Origin of the sequence: Agromyces tardus (assembly GCF_003710805.1) — a bacterium.
In the GTDB taxonomy this organism is placed as follows: domain Bacteria; phylum Actinomycetota; class Actinomycetes; order Actinomycetales; family Microbacteriaceae; genus Agromyces; species Agromyces tardus.
Map to the genome: position 1 here is coordinate 79,585 of NZ_RHHB01000006.1, position 23,699 is coordinate 103,283.

Consider the following 23,699-nt stretch of genomic DNA (forward strand, 5'->3'; position numbering starts at 1 on the left):
CCCCTCATCCTATTCGCCGGATGCCGCGCCACGGCCGGTGCGGCCGATCACCGCTGCACGAGTCGCTCGTACCACGCGAGCGCCGACTGGTCGGTGAGGCTCGCGACCTGGTCGACGACGACCCTGCGCCGCGACGCGTCGTCGGGAGCGTGCCGCCAGTCCTCGGCGAAGCCGGCGTCGAGATGCGCGTCGCCCGCCTGCCAGAGCGTGTCGGCGAGTGCCGTGAGCACCTGCCGCTGCTGCGCGTAGATGGGCTGGCGTGTGTTCCTCGACATCACGAACGCGGCCACGATGCCCTTGAGCACCGCGATCTCGGCCTGGATCTCGCGCGGCACGATCACGTCGGCGTCGAAGCGGATCAGGCTCGCGAGCGGGAACGCCGCACGGGTGGCGTCGGTGGCGGCATGCGCGAACCGGCCGATGAGCTGGCTCGTGAGGTTCTTGAGGCGACCCTGGTCGCGCCGGCCGCCCGTGTACTCGGTGAGCCAGCCGTCGAGCGAGTCGAGCCGGTCGAAGGCCGCGATGAGCTCGTCGTGCGTGATGGCCCCGCCGATCCATTCGTACATCGAGGTGACGAGGTCGTCGTGGTCGACCCGGCTGCCGAGCGACGCGACGTCGATGTACCCGCCGACCACGGCGTCTTCGAAGTCGTGCACCGAGTAGGCGATGTCGTCGGAGAGGTCCATGACCTGCGCCTCGATGCAGAGCCGACGCTCGGGGGCGCCACGCCGCATCCATTCGAAGACCTCGAGGTCGCTTCGGTAGAAGCCGAACTTCTGCCGGCCCGAGGGGTCGGCGACGCCCGACTCCTCGGGCCACGGGTACTTGCAGCTCGCGTCGAGGCTCGCCCGGGTGAGGTTGAGGCCGTAGCTGCGGCCGTCGGGGCCGAACACCTTCGGCTCGAGCCGGGTGAGCAGTCGCAGGGTCTGCGCGTTGCCCTCGAATCCGCCGATGTCGGCCGCCCACGCGTTGAGCGCCTTCTCGCCGTTGTGGCCGAAGGGCGGATGGCCGAGGTCGTGCGCGAGGCAGGCGGTGTCGACGACGTCGGGATCGAGGCCGAGGCTCTCGGCGAGTTCGCGCCCGACCTGTGCGACCTCGAGCGAGTGGGTGAGGCGGTTGCGGGCGAAGTCGAGCCCGGCGGTGGGGCTCAGCACCTGGGTCTTGGCGGCGAGGCGGCGGAGGGCGCTGGAGTGCAACAGTCGAGCCCGGTCTCGCGCGAAGTCGCTGCGCCGGTTGGTGTGCTGCTCGGGCAGCAGCCGCTCGGCGTCGGTCTCGTCGTATCCGCCGAAGAGCCGGTCGCGCACGCTCAGCCGCCGCTCGTGTCGAGCTCGGCGTCGACGAGGGTGGTGCGGTCGTGGCCCGCGAGCTCCTGCGAGTCGAGCCAGCCGTCGGGCAGCGCCGGGTTCTTCGGGGTGCCGGCGCGGCCGCGCGGCCCCTCGGCACCCTCGCCCGGGTAGGGCATCGACCAGTCGAGCGTGCCGAGCAACTCGTCGAGCTGGGCGAGCGACTCGACGGTGGCGAGCTTCGCCCGCAGCTCGCCGCCGACCGGGTAGCCCTTGAAGTACCAGGCGACGTGCTTGCGGATGTCGCGGCATCCGCGGTCTTCGCTGTCGAAGAACTCGGTGAGCAGCTCCGCGTGGCGGCGGAAGGTGCGCGCGACGTCGCCGAGCGAGGGCTCCGCCTTGCGCTCCTCGCCCCGGAAGCCCGCCGCGAGGTCGCCGAAGAGCCAGGGGCGGCCGAGGCAGCCGCGACCCACGACGACGCCGTCGCAGCCGGTCTCGGCGACCATGCGCAGGGCGTCGTCGGCCGACCAGATGTCGCCGTTGCCGAGCACCGGCACGGTCGTGACGGCCTGCTTGAGCTCGGCGATCGCCGACCAGTCGGCGTTGCCCGAGTAGAACTCGGCGGCGGTGCGCGCGTGCAGCGCGACCGCGGCGACGCCCGCGCCCTCGGCGATGCGGCCGGCCTCGAGGAAGGTGAGGTGGTCGGCGTCGATGCCCTTGCGCATCTTGATCGTGAGCGGGATCTCGCCCGCGGCCTGCACGGCACCCTCGACGATGTCGCGGAAGAGCCCGCGCTTCCACGGCAGCGCCGCTCCCCCGCCCTTGCGGGTGACCTTGGGCACCGGGCACCCGAAGTTGAGGTCGATGTGGTCGGCACGGTCTTCGGCGACGAGCATGGTGACGGCCTCGGCGACCGTCTTGGGGTCGACGCCGTAGAGCTGGATGGACCGCGGCGTCTCGGACTCGTGGTGGGTGATGAGCCGCATCGATTCGGGCGTGCGCTCGACGAGCGCACGCGACGTGATCATCTCGCTCACGTAGAGGCCGGCGCCGAACTCGCGGCAGAGCCGGCGGAAGGCCGTATTGGTGATGCCCGCCATGGGGGCGAGCACGACGGGCACGTCGAGTTCGATGGGGCCGATCGCGAGCGGCCGTTGCGGAGTGGTGGTGGTGGAAGGCATCAGCATCGATTCTCCCAGATCACGGGCCACTCCCGGTCGGGCGCCCCGGCCCGGGGCTTACGATGCTGGAAGTCGGACGTGTGGAGGACGAGATGACGGACGAGGTCGCGGCAGGGCTCACGGGCGTCGAGCGGGTGCGGGCGGATGCCGCGGCCCGCGGCCTCGACATCGAGGTGATCGAGCGGCCGGCCGCCCGCAGCCTCGAGGAGGCGGCCGAGCTCATGGGCATCACGCCCGCCGACATCGTGAAGTCGCTCGTGGTGAAGCGCAGCGACGACACCTACGTCTTCGCGCTCGTTCCCGGTGGTCGCAAGATCAGCTGGCCGAAGCTGCGCGGGCTCCTCGGCGTCAACAAGCTCCAGTTGCCGGATGCCTCGCTGGCCCTCGCCGCAACGGGCTACGAGCGCGGCACCATCACGCCCCTCGGCTCGACGACCGCGTGGCCCGTCGTGGTGGACGCCACGATCGCCGGCCGGCGCGTGTCCATGGGCGCGGGCGAGCACGGGCGCAGCCTCTTCGTCGAGGCCGACGAGCTCATCCGCGCCCTCGACGCGACCGTCGCGGACGTCAGCGACCCCGAGTGAGCCGGTCGTCGATCGAGGAGCGCCCGACGGAGGAGGACGAAACCCCGTCGATCGAGGAGCGCCCGACGGAGGAGGACGCGTATCGAGATCACTCCGAGCGGGTCTCGATACGGCGCTGCGCGCCTACTCGACCGACGGGGGTCTCGATACGGCGCTGCGCGCCTACTCGACCGGCGCAGACGGGTTGAAGCAGACGTCGCCCTCGCAGACCATCGCGGCGGGGTCGCCGGTCACCATCGTGAAGGGCGCGGGCGCCACGGCATCCGTCGCCGTCGTCGCCTCGTCGCTCACGCGGCCGCCTCGTCGCGCTCTCCGGCCACCTGCGTGAGCACCTGCGAGAAGACCTCGGCCGGCTGGGCGCCCGAGACGCCGTACTTCCCCTCGAAGACGAAGAACGGCACGCCGTTGATGCCGTACGCGCCCGCCTGGGCGATGTCGGCCTGCACGGCGGCGCCGTAGCGGCCGGACTCGAGCGCCTCGCGTGCGGCATCGGCGTCGAGGCCGACTTCGGCGGCGAGCGAGACGAGCTCGTCGACCCGGCCGAGGTGACGGCCCTCGGAGAAGTACGCGCGGAACAGGCGCTCGGAGAGCTCGAGCTGGCGGCCGTGCTCCTTCGCGAAGTGCAGCAGCTCGTGCGCCTGCAGCGTCTTGGTGTGCCGCAGCGCGTCGAAGTCGTAGTCGAGCCCCTCCGCGGCGGCGATGCCGGTGACGCGCTCGAGCATCTGGTGCACCTGCTCGGCGGGCAGGTGCTTGTGGCCGGCGAGGAAGTCGACCTCCGACCCCTCGAAGTCGATGGGGGTGTCGGGTGCGAGCTCGAACGAGTGGTACTCGATCTCCACCGCGGGTGCGTCGTCGCCGAGCGCGGCGATGCCGCCCTCGAGGTGCCGCTTGCCGATGTAGCACCACGGGCAGGCGATGTCGGACCAGATGTCGATCTTGATCGGTTCACTCACGATGTATGCGAACGGATGCGACGACCCGTGTATTCCCGGAGCGGCACGCGCCACGCGGCATCCGCTCGCCCCTCGCTACGCGCCCGAGGACGTGGGCGTGTCGACCGCACCGCCGAAGCGGCGGTTGCGCGAGGCGTAGAGCTCGACGGCCCGCCACAGGTCGACCCGCGAGAAGTCGGGCCAGAGCGTGTCGAGGAACACCATCTCGGCGTACGCCGACTGCCAGAGCAGGAAGTTCGAGGTGCGCTGCTCCCCCGAGCTGCGCACGAAGAGGTCGACGTCGGGCAGCTCGGGCACGTAGAGCCGCTTGCCGATGAGCTTCTCGGAGACCGCCGAGGGCCGCAGGCGACCGGATGCCACGTCGTCGGCGATCGACCGCACGGCATCGGCGATCTCGGTGCGGCCGCCGTAGTTCACGCACATCGTGAGGGTCAGGGTGCTGTTGCCGGCGGTGAGCCGCTCGGCGAACTGCAGCTCGTTGATGACCGACGCCCAGAGGCGCGGCTTGCGGCCGGCCCAGCGGATGCGGACGCCCCACTCGTTGAGCTGGTCGCGGCGGCGGTGCAGCACGTCGCGGTTGTAGCCCATGAGGAAGCGCACCTCGTCGGGCGAGCGCTTCCAGTTCTCGGTCGAGAACGCGTAGACCGACAGGTGCTTCACGCCGATCTGGATCGCGCCGGCGACGACGTCGAGCAGCGCCGCCTCCCCCGCCTTGTGGCCCTCGATGCGGGTGAGCCCCTGCCGGTTCGCCCAGCGTCCGTTGCCGTCCATGACGATCGCGACGTGCTCGGGCACCGAGCCCTTCGGCATGGCCGGCGGGTGGATGCCGGTCCAGTCGATCGGGCGGTAGGGCACCGCATCCTTGTGCGTGTAGGGCTTCGGGGTCACTGCGGGGCGCTTTCTCGGGAGACGTGGGACAGGGAGCGGAGGCCGCGTTCGAGGTGCCACTGGGCGTAGGCGGCGACGATGCCGCTCGCCTGCGCGCGGTCGCGCTCGGGTGCCGCTTCCGCGTCGGCCCAGTCGCCGGCGAGGAGCGAGCCGAGGAGGCCGACCGTGGACGGGGCGATGCGCGGCGTGCCGGGCGGGGCGCACGTGTCGCAGACCACGCCGCCGAGCTGCACCACGACCGCCGTGTGCGGGCCCTCCCGCCCGCAGCGCGCGCAATCCTGGAAGCTCGGCGCCCAGCCCGCGAGGGCGAGCGCGCGCAGCAGGTAGGAGTCGAGGGTGAGGCTCGAGCCGTGCTCGGCACGCGCCAGCGAGCGCAGGGCGCCCACGAGCAGCAGGTACTGCTGCAACGATCCCTCGGACTCGGTGAGGCGGTCGGCGGCCTCGACCATGGCGTTCGCAGCCGTGTACGTGCCGTAGTCCTGGGTGATCTGCGCGCCGTACGAGCCGAGCGACTCGGCCTGGGTGATCACGTCGAGCGTGCGGCCCTCGTAGAGCTGCAGGTCGGCGACCATGAACGGCTCGAGCCGCGCCCCGAACTTCGAGGCCGTACGACGCACGCCCTTCGCGACGGCGCGCACCTTGCCGTGCCGCCGCGTGAGCAGCGTGACGATGCGGTCGGCCTCGCCCAGCTTGTGGGTGCGCAGCACGACGGCTTCATCTCGGTACACGGGCACCCGTCGATTCTCCCACCGCGCGGGGCACGCCGCGCCGACCTGGCGGTGTGCCGGTGACATCCGCCCCCGAACCTCGCGCCGACGCCGTGCCGCGCCCGCGGTCGGCGGCACCGGGCGCGGCGACCGCGCGTGGTACAACCGAGGCATGACCGTCGTGCCGTTCGAGATCCCGCTCTGGGCCGACCTCGCGGCGGTGGGCATCGGTGCGCTCCAGGGGGCGATGTTCGCCGGCCGCCTCAAGGAACGCCGCATCGACCTGCTCGGGGTCGCGCTCATCGGCATCATCGTGGGCCTCGGCGGCGGCCTGCTGCGCGACATCCTGCTCAACGAGCTGCCCGCCGCGATGCAGAGCAACTGGTACCTGCCGGTGGCCACCGCGGCCGCCCTGCTCGGCATGGCGCTCCAGCAGGTGTTCACGCGGCTGAACCCGCTCATCATCGCGCTCGACGCCGTGACGATCGGGCTCTTCGGCGCGATCGGCACGTCGAAGGCGCTCTCGTTCGGCGTGCCCGAGATCCCCGCGGTGTTCGTGGGCGTGGTCGCCGCGGTCGGCGGGTCGATCCTGCGCGACGTGTCGCTCAACCTGCCGATCGCGCTCATGCACGTGGGCTCGCTCTACGCGGTGGCCGCCGCCGCCGGCACCGTGCTGCTCGTGATGCTCGCGCTCGCGGGCGTGTCGATCCCGATCGCGGCGACCGTGTGCGTCGTCGTCACGACCGCGATCCGGCTCGGGTCGGTGCGCTTCGGCTGGAGCCTGCCGGAGCAACGGGCGATCGGCAGCTGGAAGGTGTGGCGCCGCGCCTGACGCCGCACTCCGCGGGCGCCGCGCCCGCCGAACGATCCGCGGCCCCCGACGCGACGACGGGCCCCGCCACATGGCGGGACCCGTCGATCGAGTTCGCGTTCGGATGCTACGCGAGCACCGGCTCCGTCACGGACTCCTCGACGCGCGCACCGCGCAGTGCCCGGTTCACGGCGGAGACCACGGCCTTGAGCGACGCCGTCGAGATGTCGGCGTCGATGCCGACGCCCCACAGGGTGCGGCCGCCGACCTCGAGTTCGACATAGGCGGCGGCCTGCGAGTCGCCGCTCGCCGCCAGCGTGTGCTCGACGTAGTCGAGCAGTCGCACGTCGACACCCTCGTTGCCGAGCACCGCGAGGAAGGCGGAGATCGGGCCGTTGCCGCTCGCGTCGGCCTCGACGCGCTCCTCGCCGTCGCGCAGTCCGACGCGCACGTTGACGACGCCGTCGAGTGCGCTCTCGGTGCGCAGCGACAGGAGCTCGAAGCGACCCCACTTCGCACCGGGCCGGTCGGACGGGGCCGGGAGGTACTCGTCGTTGAAGACGCGCCAGATCTCGTCGCTCGAGACCTCGCCGCCCTCGGCGTCGGTCTTGGCCTGCACGACGCCCGAGAACTCGATCTGTAGCCGACGCGGCAGGTCGAGCGCGTGGTCGGTCTTCAGCAGGTAGGCGACGCCGCCCTTGCCCGACTGGGAGTTGACGCGGATCACGGCCTCGTAGCTGCGGCCCAGGTCCTTCGGGTCGACCGGCAGGTACGGCACGGCCCATTCGAGGTCGTCGACGTCGACGCCGCTCGCCGCGGCCTTCGCCTCCATGGCCTCGAAGCCCTTCTTGATGGCGTCCTGGTGCGAGCCGGAGAACGCCGTGTAGACCAGGTCGCCGGCCCACGGGCTGCGCTCGTGCACGGGCAGCTGGTTGCAGTACTCGGCGGTGCGCTTGACCTCGTCGACGTTCGAGAAGTCGATCTGCGGGTCGATGCCCTGCGTGAACAGGTTGATGCCGAGCGCGACGAGGTCGACGTTGCCGGTGCGCTCGCCGTTGCCGAAGAGGCATCCCTCGATGCGGTCGGCGCCCGCCAGGTACCCGAGTTCGGCGGCCGCGATCGCAGTGCCACGGTCGTTGTGGGGATGCAGCGACAGGATCACGTTCTCGCGGTGCGCGAGGTGCCGCGACATCCACTCGATCGAATCGGCGTACACGTTGGGCGTCGCCATCTCGACCGTGGCCGGCAGGTTGATGATGACCTTGCGCTCGGGCGTGGGCTCGAAGACCTCGAGCACCTGGTTGCAGACGTCGACGGCGAACTCGAGCTCGGTGCCCGTGTAGCTCTCGGGCGAGTACTCGTAGTACACCGTGGTGCCGGGAACGCTCGACTCCATCTCGCGGCACTTGCGTGCACCGTGCAGGGCGATGTCGATGACGCCCTGCCGGTCGGTGCGGAACACGACCTCGCGCTGCAGGATGCTCGTGGAGTTGTACAGGTGCACGATGGCCTGCTTGGCGCCGCGGATCGACTCGTAGGTGCGCTCGATGAGGTGGTCGCGCGCCTGCGTCAGCACCTGGATGGTGACGTCGTCGGGGATCGCGCCCTCCTCGATGAGGCTGCGCACGAAGTCGAAGTCGGTCTGGCTCGCCGACGGGAAGCCGACCTCGATCTCCTTGTAGCCCATCTTCACGAGCAGGTCGAACATGATGCGCTTGCGCTCGGGGCTCATCGGGTCGATGAGCGCCTGGTTCCCGTCGCGCAGGTCGACCGCGCACCAGCGCGGTGCGGTCGTGATGCGCTTCGTCGGCCACGTGCGATCCGGCAGGTCGACGCGGATCTGCTCGTGGAACGGGCGGTACCGGTGCGCGGGCATCGGGGACGGCTTCTGGTTGTTCTGCATGGGGTGCTCTTCTCGCTATTCGGGGGTTTCAGCCGACGACGAACTCCGCAGCGAGGGAGGCCTGTGAACTAGGACTCGCTGCGGCAGCTAAGGAGAAGCAGGCCGTGAAGCACGCGTCAAGGCTAACACCCGTGCGGCCGGCCCGCATCCGTGCGACCTGCGCACGGGCCGAGCGGATGCCGCGAGTGCGCCCCGCGGCATCCGCCCGCCCTCCGTCGACCGCCGGATCGGCCCCGCGGTGAACCCTCAGTCGACCGCGAGCGCGACGACCGGCGACACCCGCATCGCGCGACGGGCCGGGGCGACGGAGGCCGCGATCGTCAGGAGCGCCGCGGCGACGAGGATGACGCCGAAGACCGCCCACGGCACGGCCGGCACGACGAGCCGCGGCTCGCCCTGGATCGACCCCAGCAGCGCCTGCGCCCCCGCCCAGCCGTAGGCGAACCCGAGCACGAGGCCCGTGAGCGTCGCCGCCACCGTGAGCGCGGCGCTCTCGGCGACGATCATCAGGCGCAGCTGCGCGCGGTCGAAGCCGAGCGCCCGCAGCAGCCCGAGCTCACGGGTGCGCTGCAGCACGCTGAGCGAGAGCGTGTTGACCATGCCGATCGCGGCGATCACGGCACTGAAGCCGATGAGCACGGTGAAGATCGAGATCGTGATCGTGAGCGGCTCGTCGATCGCCTGCTCCATGCCCGGCCGGTCGGCCGCGGCCGCGAGCAGGAGCTCGCGGTACGACTGCATCGTGACGCTGAACGTCGTCACGAGGGTCACGCCGATGACGAGGCCGATCGTCGTGCGCGAGGAGCGCTCGGGGTTGCGAACCGCGTTCTCGGCGGCCAGACGCGCCGCCGGCGAACCGCCGAGCACGCGCCCGACGAGGCGCAGCACGGGGGGCATCACGACGTGCGCGGCGAGCACGATGCCGGTGAACGAGAGGATGCCGCCGACGAGGCCGATGAACACCCCGAGCGGGCTCGCGAGGCCCACCACGACGCCGAGGGCGAGCAGCAGCGCGCCGACGATGACGAAGGCGAGCGCCACGCCGTGTCGGCCACGACGTGCGACGAGCTCGTCGCGGGCGGCTTCGTTCGCGTTGCCGATCGCCTCGATGGGGCGCACCCGCAGCACGCGTCGCGACCCGACCCAGGACGCGAGCCACGTCGTGAGCACCACGGCCGCGGCGGGCAGCAGCACCGACGGGGTGACGTAGTCGAACCCGACCTCGGGGATCGTTCCGGTCGCGACCGCGACGCGCTCGAGGGCGAACGCGAGCCCCGATCCGAGCAGGATGCCGAGCGCCGCCCCGGCGAGCCCGATCACGAGCCCCTCGCGTGCGATCTCCGCACGCTGCGCACGGGCGCTCGAGCCGATGAGGCGCAGCAGGGCGATGAGCCGGGTGCGCCCCGCGACGACCGTCGACACCGTGTTCGCCGTCACGATCGCGCTCACGTAGACCGCGATGACGATGAACACGGTGGCGACGATGGCGAGCATGAGCGCCACGGTGCCGCTCGAGCCGGCGACGTCGTCGGCCGAGATGACCGCCTCGAGCAGGCCGATCACCTGCAGGAGGAACGCGCCGAACGTGCCGGCGAGCGTCGCGACGAGGAGCGTGGGCACCTGGTCGCGGAACCGGGAGCGCATCATGCCGCCGACTCCATCGAGAGCATGAACGCCGAGATCTCCTCGGGCGTGGAGCGCGGCGCATCGCGCACGATCCGGCCGTCGGCGAGGAACAGGATGCGGTCGGCATGGCTCGCCGCGATCGGGTCGTGCGTCACCATCGCGATCGACTGCCCCGCGCTCGCGCTCGCCGCGGCGAGGAGGCCGAGCACCTCCCGGCCGGTGCGGGAGTCGAGGTTGCCGGTGGGCTCGTCGGCGAACACGAGATCGGGCCGCGTGGCGAGGGCGCGCGCGATCGCGACGCGCTGCTGCTGGCCGCCCGAGAGCTCGTGCGGGCGGTGCCGGAGGCGCGCGGTGAGCCCGAGGGTCGCGACGAGCTCGTCGATCCACGCGCGCTCCTCGATCGTCGTGGCGCGGCCGTCGAGCTCGAACGGCAGCATCACGTTCGCCCGCACGTCGAGCGTGGGCACGAGGTTGAAGGACTGGAACACGAAGCCGACGCGGCGGCGGCGCAGCACCGTGAGGGCGCTGTCGGAGAGCTCGGTGATCTCCGTGTCACCGAGCCACGCGCGTCCGGAGGTGGGGCTGTCCAGGCCCGCCATGATGTGCATGAGCGTCGACTTGCCCGAGCCCGACGGGCCCATGATCGCGGTGAACTCACCGCGTCGGAGTCCGAGGGAGACGTCGTCGAGCGCGGTGACGGTGCCCGCACCGTCGCCGTAGCGCTTGCCGAGCCCGGCGACGCGGGCGATGAGACCGAGGTCTGAGGGTTGGATCTGCATGTCGCCGACGCTACGGACGGGCCGCGGCCCGCGGCATCCGGCGATGGGATGGTCGGGGTCATCCGCTGGGATGACCCGCGTCAGGCGGTGAGGTCGTGCTCGTAGGCGAAGACGACGAGCTGCACGCGGTCGCGGAGCCCGAGCTTCGCGAGCACGCGGCTCACATGCGTCTTCACGGTCGCCTCGCTCAGGTACTCGGATGCCGCGATCTCGGCGTTCGAGAGCCCGCGCGCCGCGAGTGCGAAGATCTCGCGCTCGCGCGGGGTGAGCTGCCCCCACGCGGAGGGAGCCGGCCGCCGCCCGGAGCCGCGCCCGGCGTGCGCGAAGAGCTCGCGCGTGGCCGTCGCCGCGATCACCGCATTGCCGCGGTGCACCGTGCGGATCGCGGCGAGGAGGAACTCGGGTTCGGCGTCCTTCAGCACGAAGCCGCTCGCGCCGGCCCGGATCGCGCGTGCGGCATTCTCGTCGAGGTCGAACGTCGTGAGCACGACGATGCGCGGCGGCTCCCGTCCGTCGCGGTCGGCGTCGGCGAGGATCCGCTCGGTCGCCGCGATGCCGTCGAGCACGGGCATCCGCACGTCCATGAGCATCACGTGCGGCCGCGACCGCGCCGCGAGGGCGGTGGCCGCCTGGCCGTCGGCCGCCTCGCCCGCGAACTCGAGGTCGGGCTGCGACTCGACGAGCATGCGGATGCCCGCCCGGAACAGCGCCTGGTCGTCGACGAGCGCCACGCGGATGCCGCTCATGCCGCCGCCTTCGCGGGGATCGTCGCGTGCACCCGGAACCGGCCGTCGTCGCCCGCCTGCGCGTCGAACGTGCCGCCCGCGAGCTGGGCGCGCTCGCGCATGCCGGGGATGCCGTGGCGGAACGCGACCGCCTCGGCCGCCGGGTGCGCCGCGGCATCCGCTCGCATCGCGTTCTCGAGCCGGATGTCGAGGCCGCCGTCCGTCCAGTCGAGCTGGAGCTCGACCGGCTGGGCCGCGTCGCCGTGCCGGAGCGCGTTCGTGAGTCCCTCCTGCACGATGCGGTAGACCGCGATCTGGTGGCCGGCACCCAGGGGCGTGCGCTCGCCGCGCTCCACGAAGCGCACATCGAGGCCCGCGTCGCGGACCTGTGCGATGAGCGCGTCGAGGTCGTCGACGGCGGGCTGCGGCGCACCGCCTTCGCGGTGTCGCAGCTCGGCGAGCAGCAGGCGCACGTCGCCGAGCGCCGAGCGGGCGACCCCGGCGATCGTGCCGAGCGCTGCCGACGCCTGCTCGGGCCGGGAGGCCGCGGCGAATCGCGCACCGTCGGCCTGGGCGATGACGACCGCGAGCGAGTGCGCGACGACGTCGTGCATGTCGCGGGCGATGCGGTTGCGCTCCTGCTCCACCACGTAGCGGTACTCCGCGTGCTCCCGCTCCCGCCGGTCGAGCTCCGCGCGTCGCTGCTGCTCGCGCGACTGGCGGACGGTGCGCACGAGCAGGCCAACCGTCCAGGCGAGCACGAGCGCCGTGAGCGACGCGGCGAAGAGGATGCCGGTCCACAGGAGCCGCCCCATCTCGCTGTCGCCCGGGATCGTCGCAGCGTCGAACGCGGGCTTCACGAGTGCGAGGTACACGGTCGCGACGACGGCGCCGACGCCCGCCGAGCCCAGCCCGCACCACTTCACGGTGCGCGTACCGTAGGCGGAGGTCGCGTAGAGCACGCCGAACACGGCGAGGTCGGCGGGCTGCACGTCGCGCAGCAGCAGCATCTGCGTGACCGCGGCGCCCCAGGCGATCACGAGCGACCAGCCCGGCGACACGCGGCGCACCGCGAGCGCCGCCGCGAACGCCAGCACGACCACCACGTCGGCCCAGCCGCCGATGAGCGCGTAGAGCAGGCACACGAGGGCGAAGACCGCCGCGAGCGCGGCGTCGACCACGACGGCGGTCCGTCCGGGTGGGGTGCGCACCGATCCACCGTACGCGCTCGCCGCGGCGCGGTCGGGCGGATGCCGCGGAATCATCCTCGAGAGGTACGCGACGGTGCGGCGGCGACCCGCGGGGATCAGAACCCGAGGCGCCCGAGCTGCTTCGGGTCGCGCTGCCAGTCCTTGGCGACCTTCACGTGCAGCGCGAGGTGCACCTTGCGGCCGAGCAGCGCCTCGATCTCGCCGCGCGCCCGCGTGCCGACCTCGCGCAGGCGCGACCCGCCCTTGCCGATGATGATGCCCTTCTGACTGTCGCGCTCGACGTACAGGTTGGCGTAGATCTCCAGCAGGTCCTTGTCGTCCCGCTCGACCATGTCGTCGACCGTCACGGCGATCGAGTGCGGGAGCTCGTCGGAGACGCCCTCGAGCGACGCCTCGCGGATGAGCTCGGCGATGCGCTCGGCGACGTCCTCGTCGGTCGAGGTCTCCGCCGGGTACAGCGGCTGCTCCGACACGGGCATGAGCGCGAGGAGCTCGTCGACGAGCACGTCGAGCTGCTCGCCCTTCGGCGCCGAGACGGGGATGATCGACGCCCACTCTCGCAGCTCGGAGACGGCGAGGAGCTGCTCGGCCACGCGCGCCTTGCCCGCGGCATCCGTCTTCGTGACGATCGCGATCTTCTTGGCGCGCGGGTACTGGTCGAGCTGCTCGTTGATGAACCGGTCGCCCGGGCCGATGGCCTCGTCGGCGGGCACGCAGAACGCGATCACGTCCACGTCGCCGAGCGTCGAGGCGACGAGCGTGTTGAGGCGCTCGCCGAGCAGCGTGCGCGGCCGGTGCAGGCCCGGTGTGTCGACGAGGATGAGCTGTCCGTCGGGCCGGTGCACGATGCCGCGGATGGCGCGACGCGTGGTCTGCGGCTTCGAGCTCGTGATCGCCACCTTCTCGCCGACGAGCGCGTTCGTGAGCGTCGACTTGCCGACGTTCGGGCGGCCGACGAAGGAGACGAATCCGGCTCGGTACTCAGTCATGGGTGGTCCTCTCGGATGCGTCCTCGCTCGCGAGCGCTGTCTGGACGTCGATGAGCGCCTGGTCGCGCCAGGCGAGGATGGTGCCGATCCGCTTGCGGCGGCCCTCGGTGCGCTCGGCCTCGAGCACGAGCCCGCTGACCCGGGCCTGCTCACCCGTCTGCGGCAGGTGGCCGAGCTCCTTCGCGAGGAGGCCGCCCACGGAGTCGACGTCGTCGTCGTCGAGGTCGAGGCCGAACAGCTCGCCGAGCTCGTCGACCGGAAGCCGCGCGTTGACGCGGAACCGCCCCTCGTCGAGCTCCTCGACCTGCGCCGCCTCGCGGTCGTACTCGTCGGAGATGTCGCCGACGAGCTCCTCGATGAGGTCTTCGAGGGTGGCGAGACCGGCGATGCCGCCGTACTCGTCGACGACCATCGCGAGGTGGTTCGACTCGAGCTGCATCTGCCGCAGCAGGGCGTCGGCCTTCATCGACTCGGGCACGAAGAGCCCGGGCCGCGCGAGCTCGCCCACCGTGAGGGTGTCGGCGTCGAGCGGTCGCTCGAAGCTCAGGCGGGCCAGGTCGCGCAGGTACAGGATGCCGATCACGTCGTCGGCGTCGCGGGCGATCACGGGGATGCGCGAGTACCCCGCGCGCAGGAAGAGCGCCATCGCCTGGGGCAGGTGGGCCGTCGCGTCGATCGTGACCATGTCGGTGCGCGGCACCATCACCTCGCGCACGACCGTGTCGTTGAACTCGAAGATCGAGTGGATGAGCTCGCGGTCGCCCTCCTCGAGCACGTCGAGTTCGGTCGCCTCGTCGACCATGCTGAGCAGCTGCTCCTCGCTCGAGACGCCGGCGAAGCGGATGCGGCCGGGGGTGACGCGATTGCCGAGGGAGACGAGCGCGTTCGCGAGCGGTCCGAGGAGCACCCGGAGGAAGTGCACGAGCGGCGCGGCGAGCCGCAGCACGGCGCTCGCGTGCGCGCGTCCGACGCTGCGGGGGCTCGCCCCGACGAGCACGAAGGACACCGCCGTCATGATGAGTGCCGACCAGAGCAGCACGAGCCAGGTGTTCTCGATGAAGAACGTGAAGGCGAGCGTCACGAGCACCGCCGCCGTCGTCTCGGCGAGGATGCGCATGAAGTTCACGGCGTTGACGTGCGCGCCCGTGTCGTCGGCGATCGCGCGCAGCGACCGCGCGGCGCGCGCGCCGATCGACAGCTCGGTGATGTCGGCCCGCGAGCTCGCGCCGATCGCGGAGTCGACCGCGGCCATGAGACCGCCGAACGCGACGAGGACGAAGGCCGCCGCGAGGAACAACCAGGGCAGCATGGTCAGCGGCGTCGCTCCTGCATGGCGAAGCCGACGAGGAGGTCGCGCTGGATGCCGAACATCTCCTTCTCCTCCGCGGGCTCCGCGTGGTCGAAGCCGAGCAGGTGCAGGATGCCGTGGGTCGTGAGCAGCTGCAGCTCGTCGAGGAGCGAGTGCCCGGCGCTCTTCGCCTGCGCCTCGGCGACCTGCGGGCACAGCACGACGTCGCCGAGGAGCCCCGGCGGGGCCGGCTGGTCCTCCGTGCCGGGGCGCAGCTCGTCCATCGGGAAGCTCAGCACGTCGGTGGGGCCGGGCTCGTCCATCCACTGGACGTGGAGCTGCTCCATGGCGCCCTCGTCGACGAGCACGATCGCGAGCTCGGCGTCGGGGTGCACGTGCATCGCGTCGAGGGCGTACACGGCGAGCCGCTGGATGGCGGCTTCGTCGACCTCGATCGTGGACTCGTTGTTGATCTCGATGCTCATGCGGCGCGCCTCCCGGTCGCGATCACTTGGTCTTCCTCGGCAGGTGGTCGCGCGGCCCGGCCTGCCCGCGGCGCTCGGCGCGGTTGGCGAACTCGCGCGCCTGCTCGCGCTCGAAGCGCTGCGCCTGCGCGCGCTGGTCGAACTCCGTGTACGCGTCGACGATCTTGCCGACGAGCGTGTGGCGCACGACGTCGTCGCTCGTGAGGCGCGCGAAGTGGATGTCGTCGATGTGGTCGAGGATGCGCGTCACGATCCGCAGGCCGCTCGACCCGCCCGGCAGGTCGACCTGCGTGATGTCGCCCGTGACGACCATCTTCGATCCGAACCCCAGCCGGGTGAGGAACATCTTCATCTGCTCGGGCGTGGTGTTCTGCGCCTCGTCGAGCACGACGAACGAGTCGTTGAGCGTACGGCCGCGCATGTAGGCCAGCGGTGCGACCTCGACCGTGCCCGAGGCGAGCAGCTTCGGCACCATCTCGGGGTCCATCATCTCGTTGAGCGCGTCGTACAGCGGCCGCAGGTAGGGGTCGATCTTGTCGGTCAGGGTGCCGGGCAGGAACCCGAGCCGCTCCCCCGCCTCCACTGCGGGGCGCGTGAGGATGATGCGGCTCACCTCCTTGCGCTGCAGCGCCTGCACGGCCTTCGCCATGGCCAGGTACGTCTTGCCGGTGCCGGCCGGCCCGATGCCGAACACGATCGTGTGCTCGTCGATCGCGTCGACGTACTGCCGCTGGCCCTCGGTCTTGGGCCTGATCGCCTTGCCGCGGCTCGAGACGATGACCTGCCCGAGCAGTTCGGACGGCTTGGCATTCGGGTCGGACTCGAGCATTCTCGCTGAGCTCCTCACGTCGATGGGGGTGGGATCCTGGTCGCCGCGCACGAGCTCCAGCAGCTCCTCGATGAGCCGTCGCACGCGCCGGCGCTCGTCGGCGTCGCCGCGGATCGCGATCTCGTTGCCGCGCACGTGCACCTCGACTCCGGGGTACTCGCGCTGGATGCTCGAGAGCAGGCGGTCCTGCGGGCCGAGGAGTCGCACCATGGCGATGCCGTCGATGCTGAGGCGCTCCTCGCCGCCCGGCTCCGACTCCTCGGAACCTGCCGCGCCGCCGGCGCCGGTCGGGTCAGCCTCCGACAAGCGATCCCTCCCCGAGACCGCCCGCGAGCACGTGGGCGTGCACGTGGAACACGGTCTGGCCGGCGCGCGGGCCGGTGTTGAAGATGAGCCGGAACTGGCCGTCGGCGAGCTCGGCGGCGACGCCGTTCGCGACCGCCACGAGCTCGGCGAGCAGACCGGGGTCGGATGCCGCGAGCTCGGCCACGTCGCGGTAGGCGCCCGACCGCGGGGCGACGATGACGTGCACGGGCGCCTGCGGCGCGATGTCGTGGAAGGCGATGATCCGCTCGGTCTCCGCGACCATCTTCGCGGGGAGCTCGCCTGCGGCGATGCGCTCGAAGACGGTCGATTCGGCGGCGGAGTCGGTCATGCGTCCATCGTAGCCACGCAACGCTCACCACCGCCCGAGCGAGGCGCTGAGCACGGCGATCGCCGCAGGTCCCGCCGTCGAGGTGCGCAGCACCGACGATCCGAGGCGCACCCGCTCCGCTCCCGCCGCCTCGAGCCGCTCGAGCTCCTTCGGGTCGATGCCGCCCTCGGGGCCCACGACGAGCACGAGGTCGCGGCCGTCGGGCCGGATGCCGCTGAGCGGCGTCGTCGCGGTGGGCTCGAGCAGCAGCATCCGCTCGCCCTCGAACCGCGCGGGGAGCTGCCCGGTGCTCGCGACCGCGTCGACCTCGGGGAGCCACGCGCGAATCGACTGCTTGACGGCCTCGCGCACGATGGCCGCCCAGCGCGCACGGCCCTTCTCGGCCTTCGCGCCTTCCCAGCGGGAGACCGAGCGCGCGGCCGACCACGGCACGATGCGGTCGACGCCGAGCTCGGTCGCCGCCTGCACCGCGAGCTCGTCGCGATCGCCCTTCGCGAGCGCCTGGACGAGCGTGATGCGGGGAGCCGCGGCCGCCTCGACGTGCACCTCGTCGACCTCGAGCTGGAGCCGCCGGGGCTCGGTCGCCGTCACGGTGCCGCGCACGACGCGTCCGCGCCCGTCGCCGATCGCAACGCGCTCGCCGGTGCGCACGCGGGCGACCGTGACGGCGTGGCGCGCCTCGTCGCCGTCGAGCACGACCGTCGAGCCCGCGGTCGCGCCGGCGAGGTCGAGCGACTCGTCGAGGTAGAGGTTGCCCATCGCGGCATCCGCCTAGCCGAGGAACCGGTCGCGGAGCCGCGCGAACAGGCCCTGCTGGAAGTGCCCGAGCTGCGGCGGGTGCGCCTTGCGCACCTTGGCGAGCTGCTCGATGAGCTCGCGCTCCTTGTGCGAGAGCTTCGTGGGCGTCACCACGTGCACCGCGACCTTGAGGTCGCCGCGACCGGAGCCGCGCAGGTGCGTGATGCCGCGGTCCTTCACGGTGAGGATCTCGCCGCTCTGCACCCCGGCCTTCACCTCGAGCTCGACGTCGCCGTCGAGCGCGGGCACATGCGCCGTGGTGCCGAGCACCGCGTCGGTCATCTGCACCTCGAGGGTGCAGAGCAGGTCGTCGCCGTTGCGGCTGAAGACCTCGTGGTTCTTCACCTTGATCTCGAGGTAGAGGTCGCCGTTCGCGCCGCCGGCGGGCCCCGCCTCGCCGGAGCCGGGCATCTGCAGTCGCACGCCGGTGTCGACGCCCGCGGGGATGTCGACGGGCACGGTGCGGCGCGCGCGCACCCGGCCCTGGCCCTGGCAGGTGACGCACGGCGTGGTGATGACCGTGCCGTAGCCGCGGCACGAACCGCAGGGGCTCGAGGTCATCACGTTGCCGAGGAGCGAGCGCACGGCACGCTGGATCGAACCCGAGCCGCCGCAGATGTCGCACGTCACGGGCGAGGTGCCCGGCTGGCAGCACGAGCCGTGGCACGTGTCGCAGACCACGGCCGTGTCGACCTCGATGTCGCGGTGCGTGCCGAAGACGACCTCCTCGAGTCCGACCTCCACGCGGATGAGCGCGTCCTGGCCGCGCTCGCGCCGCGACCGCGGGCCGCGACTGGCCTGGCCGGCGCCGAAGAACGTCTCGAAGATGTCGCCGAACCCGCCGAAGTTCTGGCCGCCGCCGCCGAACCCGCCCTGGCCGCCGAGGTCGTACTGCTCGCGCTGCTTCGGGTCCGAGAGCACGTCATAGGCGTGCGTGACCATCTTGAACCGCTCGGATGCCTCGGCGCCCGGGTTCACGTCGGGGTGGAGCTCGCGCGCGAGTCGCCGGTAGGCCTTCTTGATCTCGTCTGGGGAGGCGTCGCGTGCGACGCCGAGGACCTCGTAGTGGTCGGCCACGGAGGGCTTGTCCTTTCGATTGCCGGATGTCGCGGACGCCGGATCTGGGCGGCCCGCGGCGGTCAGTGCTCGCCGAGCGTTCGGGAGAGGTAGCGCGCGACCGCGCGGACCGCGGCCATGCTGTGGGAGTAGTCCATGCGGGTGGGCCCGACGATGCCGAGCCGGGAGACGTCGCGACCGGGGATCTCGAACGCGCTCGAGACGATGGAGGTCTCGGCGAGCCCGAACGAGGCGTTCTCGCGCCCGATGCGCACCGCGACCGCGTGCTCGTCGGAGGCCATCTCGCCGAAGAGCTTGAGCAGGACGACCTGCTCCTCGATCGCCTCGATGACGCCGAGGATCGAGCCCGCGAAGTCCTGCTCGGTTCGCACGAGGTTCGCGGCGCCCGCGACGACGAGGCGATCGTGCCGCTGCACGCGGGCCTGCTCGGCGAGCGTCGCCGCGAGCGTGTGCGCGACGGCGGCGTGCCGCCGATCGAGCCCCTCGATGTCGCCCATGAGCGCCTCGGCGGCCTCCGCCATCGTGCGGCCCCCCGCGAGCTCGTTGAGGCGCCCGCGCAGGTCGGCGAGCGTCTCGTCGTCGACGGGCGCATCGAGCTCGGCGAGGCGCTGCTCGACCTGCCCCGAGTCGGAGATCAGCACGCAGAGCACCCGGGTCGGCGCGAGCGAGACGAGCTCGACGTGGCGGACCCGCGCGCTCGCGAAGCTCGGGTACTGCACGACCGCGAGCTGCTTCGTGAGCTGCGAGATGAGCCGCACGGTGCGGGCGAGCAGCTCGTCGAGGTCGCTGGACTCGCCGAGGAACGTCTCGATCGCATGACGCTGCGCCGGCGTGAGCGGACGCACGTCGGTGAGCTGGTCGACGAACACCCGGTAGCCCTTGTCGGTGGGGATGCGCCCCGACGAGGTGTGCGGGGCCGCGATGAGCTCCTCCTCCTCGAGGAGGGCCATGTCGTTGCGGATCGTCGCGGCCGACACGCCGAACGAGTGACGCTCGACGATCGACTTGGAGCCCACGGGCTCGCGGGAGGCGACGTAGTCCTGCACGATCGCGCGGAGCACCGCGAGACTGCGTTCGGAGACCATCGACCCTCGCTTCCCTCGGCGACTCGGTTTAGCACTCGATCTGCGTGACTGCTAATCATATCGCGAGATATCGGGGCAGGCACCGTTGCCGGGCCCGAAGCGCCCGCGCTACGTTATGCATCACCGCGAATCGCCATCCCCCCTGACCGCTGATCGCAGCGCAGACGCGGCCCAACCCCGAACCCCCGAAAGGCACGTCGATGACCGACCCCAGTTCGCAGCTCCCCGATCCGAACGTCCCCCCGGCACCCCAGCCGGCCGCGCCCGCACCCGCAGCGCCGCTCTCGCACGAGCAGGACCTGCAGTGGGCCTCCTTCGCCCACCTCGGCGGCATCCTGGGCCTGCTCCCCTCGCTCATCATCTGGCTCGTCTTCAAGGACCGCGGATCGTTCACGAACACCGAGGCCAAGGAAGCGCTGAACTTCCAGATCACCGTCGTGATGGCCTGGGTGGCGCTCTTCATCGTGTCCAGCATCCTCACGGCCGTCACCTTCGGCATCTTCGGATACCTCGCGCCGCTGCTGTACCTCGCCCTCTGGGCGGCCGTGATCGTGTTCTCGATCCTCGGCTTCCTCAAGGCGAAGGACGGCAACCACTACCGCTACCCGTTCGCCATCCGCCTCATCAAGTAACGCCGACCCGCCGACGCGCCGGGAGACTCGTCCTCGCTCGGCGCGTCGTCGTGTGCCAGCATGAGGAACACCGAATCTCGCGATCTCGGAGAGTCCGACCAAGGAGCACGCATCATGTCCGACGCACCACCTCCCACGCCGCCGACCCCGCCCACTCCCCCGCCGCCGCCGCCGCCCGGCCCCCCGACGCCGCCTCCGCCTCCCGGCCCGGGCGACTACCAGCAGAACGCACCCATGAACCCGTCCGACGAGAAGCTCTGGGCGACGCTGATCCACATCGGCGGCATCTTCTTCAGCTTCGTGCCGGCGCTCATCGGGTACCTCGTCCTGAAGGACAAGGGGCCGTTCATCCGCGAGCACACGGCGACCGCGCTGAACTTCCAGATCACGATGGCGATCGCCTACGTGGTCGGGTCGTTCCTCGTGTTCATCATCGTGGGCATCTTCGTGCTGATCGCCGTGTGGATCGTCACGATCATCTTCAGCATCATGGCGGCGGTGAGGGCCAACCAGGGCCAGCCGTACACCTACCCGCTCTCGATCAAGTTCGTGAGCTGATCCGTCAGGATCGCATCGACGAGGCCCCCTCCGCGCGCGGAGGGGGCCTCGTCCGCGTTCGACCGTCGCCCGACCGGCCGTCGCGGGTGGGCGTCACCGGGTCGGCGTCGCCGGCTCGGCCGTCGCGGATCACCCGTCGCCGAGCAGCCGGCGCACGACCGCGTCGGCGAGCAGCCGTCCGCTCCTCGTGAGCGTGAGCCCGCCGGCGAGGGCGGCCTTCGCATCGACGAGGCCGTCGGCGATGAGTCCCGCCACGGCGTGGCGGCCACCGGCGTGCAGCGACGCGATGTCGATCCCCTCGCGGATGCGGGTGAGCAGCAGCACCCGCTCGGTCTCGCGGGTGGGGCCGTCGAGCGTCTCGCGCCCGACCGCGGGCGAGATCCCCGCCGCGAGCCGCTCCGCGTAGGCGGCGGGATGCTTCGCGTTCCACCAGCGCACGCCGCCCACGTGGCTGTGCGCTCCCGGCCCGATGCCCCACCAGTCGTCGCCGCGCCAATAGCCGAGGTTGTGACGCGAGCGGAACGCGGCATCCGTCGCCCAGTTGCTGACCTCGTACCAGTCGTAGCCCGCGGTGCCGAGGAGCTCGTCGGCGAGCTCGTACATGTCGGCCTCGAGGTCGTCGTCGGGCCGGGCGAGCTCGCCGCGGCGGATCTGCCGGGCGAGCTTCGTGCCGTCCTCGACGATGAGGGCGTACGCGCTGAGGTGGTCGGGCCGCTCGGAAATCGCCGCCTCGAGGCTCCGGCGCCAGTCGTCGAGCGACTCCCCCGGCGTGCCGTAGATCAGGTCGAGGCTCACGTCGAGTCCGGCCTCGCGCGCCCAGCCCACGACGAGCGGCACGCGAGCGGGATCGTGTGTGCGGTCGAGCGCCGCGAGCACGTGCGGCACGGCCGACTGCATGCCGAACGAGACGCGCGTGAAGCCGCCCTCGGCGAGGCGCGCGAGGTCGTCGCGGTCGACGGAATCGGGATTCGCCTCCGTCGTGACCTCGGCGCCCTCGACGAGGCCGAACTCGTCGCGCACCGCGGCGAGCATGCGCACGAGGTCGCCCGCGGGCAGCATCGTGGGGGTGCCGCCGCCGAAGAAGACGGTGTCGGCGGTGCGAGCAGGCAGCCCGGATGCCTCGAGCACGCGCCGCGACATCCGGATCTCGTCGATCGCCTGGCCCGCGTAGTCGGCTTGGCGCACCCCGCGCAGCTCGCCCGCGGTGTAGGTGTTGAAGTCGCAGTAACCGCAGCGGACGCGGCAGAACGGGACGTGCACGTAGACGCCGAAGGCGCGGTCGGTCGCGCCGTCGGCCGCGGAGGCGGGCAGGAGCCCGTCGGCCGGCGCGGGATCGCCCAGCGGGAGTGGGCCTGCCACGGGTCAGGCGCCTCCGGCCGGGTGCAGCGCGCGCAGCTCGACCCGGGTGAGCTCGCGGCGGCGGCGGCGGATGCCGGGCGCCGTGAGGGCGCGGATGCCGCCGGGCGTCTGCAGGATCGACCGGATCGTGAGCCACACGGTGTCGTCGTCGCGATGCTCGAGCACGAACGACTCCTCGCCGCTCTCGGGGCCCGGCGCCGTCGTGCCGTAGGCGAAGCCCACGAGGTTGGGCTCGTCGAGCACGTAGACCACGAGCACGGGCGTCGAGGCGGTGCCGAAGCGCTTCCTGCGCCGGAGGGTCGCGGTCATGCCGGCCGCGATGTAGGGCGTGCCGTCGGCCGCGAAGCGCTGCTCGCTGCGCGGCGCGGGCTGCTCGGGGAGCGGCGTTCCGTCGGCGTCGTAGACGATGCCCGGGTACTGGGCGCCGGTGCCCGCGGAGATGTCGTCGACCTCGAAGCCCGAGCCCCGCTGGATGCCCCACGACATGAGGGACTCCGCAGCGCGATCGAACCGCCCCTGGCCGGAGCCGAGCCGCACGGTGTCCTCGGCCGGGCGGAACCCCGCGGGCGGGTAGCGCAGCAGGTCGGGGTCGAGGGTCGCCCCGATCGCCCCGTACGTGACCGACTGGTCGGTGAAGGTGCTCCGGCGAGTCATCGGTGGTCCCTTACGTCGTCTCGTCCCGCCGTGCGGCATCGGCCGAGGCGGGCTGCGCGGGCCTACGGGCAGGCGTGCGCATCCGACAATCGTAGCCACCGGTCGCTGGGAGGACGGCGGCGAGCGGCCGTCACCCCGTCGCGACGGGGGCCGACGAGCGTCGCCGGGCGCGAAGCCATTCGAGGAGGAAGAGCAGGCCGATGATGAGCGGCGGTGCGGTGACGATGCCCGCGTAGACCCACTCCGGCATCCAGCTGAAGATCGAGGCGACCGCGTAGCCGAGGAACCCGATCGCGGCCACGAGCGGCCACCACCAGCCCAGCACGAGCGCGATGAGCAGGATGACCGCGGGCAGCAGGTGCGTCACCACGGCCCACTGGTCGATCCACGTGCCGGATGACTGCGCTTGGCCCTGCGTCGGCTCCTGGCGCGCCTGCGACTCGTTCCACCAGGCCCACCACAGCACCGCCACGTACAGGATGCCGAGGATCCTCGCGATCCACCCGGGTACGCCCGTCCTGCGCTGCTCCATCGCGACACCCCTCCCGGAGACTGCGAGTCCGGCGCCCGCTGGCGCCGGGCTCGTCCGCAGCCGTCGCGACCATCATGCGGGCCGCCGGGCTCGCGCACAGGGCCGGA

At 71.9% G+C, this 23,699-nt stretch carries 26 protein-coding genes; 4 read left to right on the forward strand and 22 right to left on the reverse strand.

The window, feature by feature from the left end; genetic code table 11:
* Positions 1-47: 47 nt before the first annotated feature.
* A complete protein-coding gene (locus EDM22_RS05880; RefSeq protein ID WP_122936194.1) occupies positions 48-1,310 on the reverse strand; it encodes a deoxyguanosinetriphosphate triphosphohydrolase in 1,263 nt (420 codons plus the stop codon).
* Positions 1,307-2,464, reverse strand: a complete 1,158-nt coding sequence (gene dusB / locus EDM22_RS05885; protein ID WP_122936131.1) for a tRNA dihydrouridine synthase DusB — start codon at positions 2,462-2,464, stop codon at positions 1,307-1,309. Before dusB ends, EDM22_RS05880 begins: the two co-directional genes overlap by 4 nt.
* A gap of 92 nt (positions 2,465-2,556) precedes the next feature.
* Between dusB and EDM22_RS05890 the strand changes: the two genes are divergently transcribed.
* Positions 2,557-3,048 (forward strand): aminoacyl-tRNA deacylase, encoded by a 492-nt coding sequence (locus tag EDM22_RS05890; RefSeq protein WP_122936195.1) that lies wholly within the window; start codon positions 2,557-2,559, stop codon positions 3,046-3,048.
* Positions 3,049-3,210: 162 nt separating this feature from the next.
* Here the strand turns inward: EDM22_RS05890 and EDM22_RS20155 are convergent, their stop codons facing one another.
* From EDM22_RS20155 to recO, 4 genes are all read right to left on the reverse strand, one after another.
* Positions 3,211-3,339 carry a hypothetical protein gene (locus EDM22_RS20155; protein WP_281274063.1) on the reverse strand — a complete coding sequence of 43 codons (129 nt, stop codon included), beginning with the start codon at positions 3,337-3,339 and terminating at the stop codon, positions 3,211-3,213.
* Entirely contained in the window at positions 3,336-4,001 is a 666-nt protein-coding gene (locus tag EDM22_RS05895) for a DsbA family oxidoreductase (RefSeq protein WP_122936132.1), read from the reverse strand. The genes EDM22_RS20155 and EDM22_RS05895 overlap by 4 nt, the downstream gene beginning before the upstream one ends.
* Before the next feature lie 75 nt (positions 4,002-4,076).
* Positions 4,077-4,889 (reverse strand): isoprenyl transferase, encoded by an 813-nt coding sequence (locus tag EDM22_RS05900; RefSeq protein WP_122936133.1) that lies wholly within the window; start codon positions 4,887-4,889, stop codon positions 4,077-4,079.
* Entirely contained in the window at positions 4,886-5,623 is a 738-nt protein-coding gene (gene recO, locus EDM22_RS05905) for a DNA repair protein RecO (protein WP_122936134.1), read from the reverse strand. The genes EDM22_RS05900 and recO overlap by 4 nt, the downstream gene beginning before the upstream one ends.
* Before the next feature lie 145 nt (positions 5,624-5,768).
* On the opposite strand from recO, the gene EDM22_RS05910 reads away from it, so the two are divergent.
* Entirely contained in the window at positions 5,769-6,428 is a 660-nt protein-coding gene (locus EDM22_RS05910; protein WP_122936135.1) for a trimeric intracellular cation channel family protein, read from the forward strand.
* Positions 6,429-6,534: 106 nt separating this feature from the next.
* Here EDM22_RS05910 and leuA read toward each other — a convergent pair whose 3' ends face one another.
* The 13 genes from leuA to hrcA all read right to left on the reverse strand — a co-directional run bounded on the left by leuA (position 6,535) and on the right by hrcA (position 19,857).
* Complete coding sequence (gene leuA / locus EDM22_RS05915; RefSeq protein WP_122936136.1) at positions 6,535-8,310, reverse strand: 2-isopropylmalate synthase; 1,776 nt, start codon at positions 8,308-8,310, stop codon at positions 6,535-6,537.
* A 246-nt stretch (positions 8,311-8,556) separates the two neighbouring features.
* Positions 8,557-9,957 (reverse strand): FtsX-like permease family protein, encoded by a 1,401-nt coding sequence (locus EDM22_RS05920; RefSeq protein WP_245989242.1) that lies wholly within the window; start codon positions 9,955-9,957, stop codon positions 8,557-8,559.
* Positions 9,954-10,715 carry an ABC transporter ATP-binding protein gene (locus tag EDM22_RS05925; RefSeq protein ID WP_122936137.1) on the reverse strand — a complete coding sequence of 254 codons (762 nt, stop codon included), beginning with the start codon at positions 10,713-10,715 and terminating at the stop codon, positions 9,954-9,956. The genes EDM22_RS05920 and EDM22_RS05925 overlap by 4 nt, the downstream gene beginning before the upstream one ends.
* Positions 10,716-10,795: 80 nt before the next feature.
* Positions 10,796-11,461, reverse strand: a complete 666-nt coding sequence (locus tag EDM22_RS05930) for a response regulator (RefSeq protein ID WP_122936138.1) — start codon at positions 11,459-11,461, stop codon at positions 10,796-10,798.
* Entirely contained in the window at positions 11,458-12,651 is a 1,194-nt protein-coding gene (locus EDM22_RS05935) for a sensor histidine kinase (protein WP_245989243.1), read from the reverse strand. The genes EDM22_RS05930 and EDM22_RS05935 overlap by 4 nt, the downstream gene beginning before the upstream one ends.
* A 95-nt stretch (positions 12,652-12,746) precedes the next feature.
* The gene (gene era / locus EDM22_RS05940) at positions 12,747-13,640 is read right to left on the reverse strand and encodes a GTPase Era (protein ID WP_122936140.1); all 894 of its coding nucleotides are present in this window, start codon (positions 13,638-13,640) and stop codon (positions 12,747-12,749) included.
* Complete coding sequence (locus EDM22_RS05945; RefSeq protein WP_122936141.1) at positions 13,633-14,949, reverse strand: hemolysin family protein; 1,317 nt, start codon at positions 14,947-14,949, stop codon at positions 13,633-13,635. The genes era and EDM22_RS05945 overlap by 8 nt, the downstream gene beginning before the upstream one ends.
* 2 nt (positions 14,950-14,951) lie before the next feature.
* Complete coding sequence (ybeY, locus tag EDM22_RS05950; protein WP_122936142.1) at positions 14,952-15,413, reverse strand: rRNA maturation RNase YbeY; 462 nt, start codon at positions 15,411-15,413, stop codon at positions 14,952-14,954.
* Positions 15,414-15,435: 22 nt separating this feature from the next.
* Positions 15,436-16,452 carry a PhoH family protein gene (locus EDM22_RS05955; protein ID WP_122936197.1) on the reverse strand — a complete coding sequence of 339 codons (1,017 nt, stop codon included), beginning with the start codon at positions 16,450-16,452 and terminating at the stop codon, positions 15,436-15,438.
* Positions 16,453-16,534: 82 nt separating this feature from the next.
* Positions 16,535-16,897 carry an HIT domain-containing protein gene (locus EDM22_RS05960; RefSeq protein ID WP_122936143.1) on the reverse strand — a complete coding sequence of 121 codons (363 nt, stop codon included), beginning with the start codon at positions 16,895-16,897 and terminating at the stop codon, positions 16,535-16,537.
* Positions 16,898-16,921: 24 nt separating this feature from the next.
* Positions 16,922-17,656 (reverse strand): 16S rRNA (uracil(1498)-N(3))-methyltransferase, encoded by a 735-nt coding sequence (locus EDM22_RS05965; protein WP_122936144.1) that lies wholly within the window; start codon positions 17,654-17,656, stop codon positions 16,922-16,924.
* 12 nt (positions 17,657-17,668) lie between these two features.
* Positions 17,669-18,772: a molecular chaperone DnaJ gene (gene dnaJ, locus EDM22_RS05970; RefSeq protein ID WP_122936145.1), complete on the reverse strand. Its 1,104-nt coding sequence runs from the start codon at positions 18,770-18,772 to the stop codon at positions 17,669-17,671.
* A 62-nt stretch (positions 18,773-18,834) separates the two neighbouring features.
* Positions 18,835-19,857, reverse strand: a complete 1,023-nt coding sequence (gene hrcA / locus EDM22_RS05975) for a heat-inducible transcriptional repressor HrcA (RefSeq protein ID WP_122936146.1) — start codon at positions 19,855-19,857, stop codon at positions 18,835-18,837.
* Between the two features lie 200 nt (positions 19,858-20,057).
* Between hrcA and EDM22_RS05980 the strand changes: the two genes are divergently transcribed.
* On the forward strand, positions 20,058-20,489 hold the full coding sequence (locus EDM22_RS05980; RefSeq protein WP_122936147.1) for a DUF4870 domain-containing protein: 432 nt from the start codon (positions 20,058-20,060) through the stop codon (positions 20,487-20,489).
* A gap of 234 nt (positions 20,490-20,723) precedes the next feature.
* A complete protein-coding gene (locus tag EDM22_RS05990; RefSeq protein WP_122936148.1) occupies positions 20,724-21,047 on the forward strand; it encodes a DUF4870 domain-containing protein in 324 nt (107 codons plus the stop codon).
* 129 nt (positions 21,048-21,176) lie between these two features.
* On the opposite strand, the gene hemW is transcribed toward EDM22_RS05990, so the two are convergent.
* The 3 genes from hemW to EDM22_RS06005 all read right to left on the reverse strand — a co-directional run bounded on the left by hemW (position 21,177) and on the right by EDM22_RS06005 (position 23,592).
* On the reverse strand, positions 21,177-22,406 hold the full coding sequence (hemW, locus tag EDM22_RS05995; RefSeq protein WP_122936149.1) for a radical SAM family heme chaperone HemW: 1,230 nt from the start codon (positions 22,404-22,406) through the stop codon (positions 21,177-21,179).
* A gap of 3 nt (positions 22,407-22,409) precedes the next feature.
* Positions 22,410-23,060, reverse strand: coding sequence for a DUF1990 domain-containing protein (locus tag EDM22_RS06000; protein ID WP_170964033.1), 651 nt, complete (start codon positions 23,058-23,060; stop codon positions 22,410-22,412).
* A 130-nt stretch (positions 23,061-23,190) separates the two neighbouring features.
* Positions 23,191-23,592 carry a DUF7670 domain-containing protein gene (locus tag EDM22_RS06005; protein ID WP_122936151.1) on the reverse strand — a complete coding sequence of 134 codons (402 nt, stop codon included), beginning with the start codon at positions 23,590-23,592 and terminating at the stop codon, positions 23,191-23,193.
* Between the last annotated feature and the right edge of the window lie 107 nt (positions 23,593-23,699).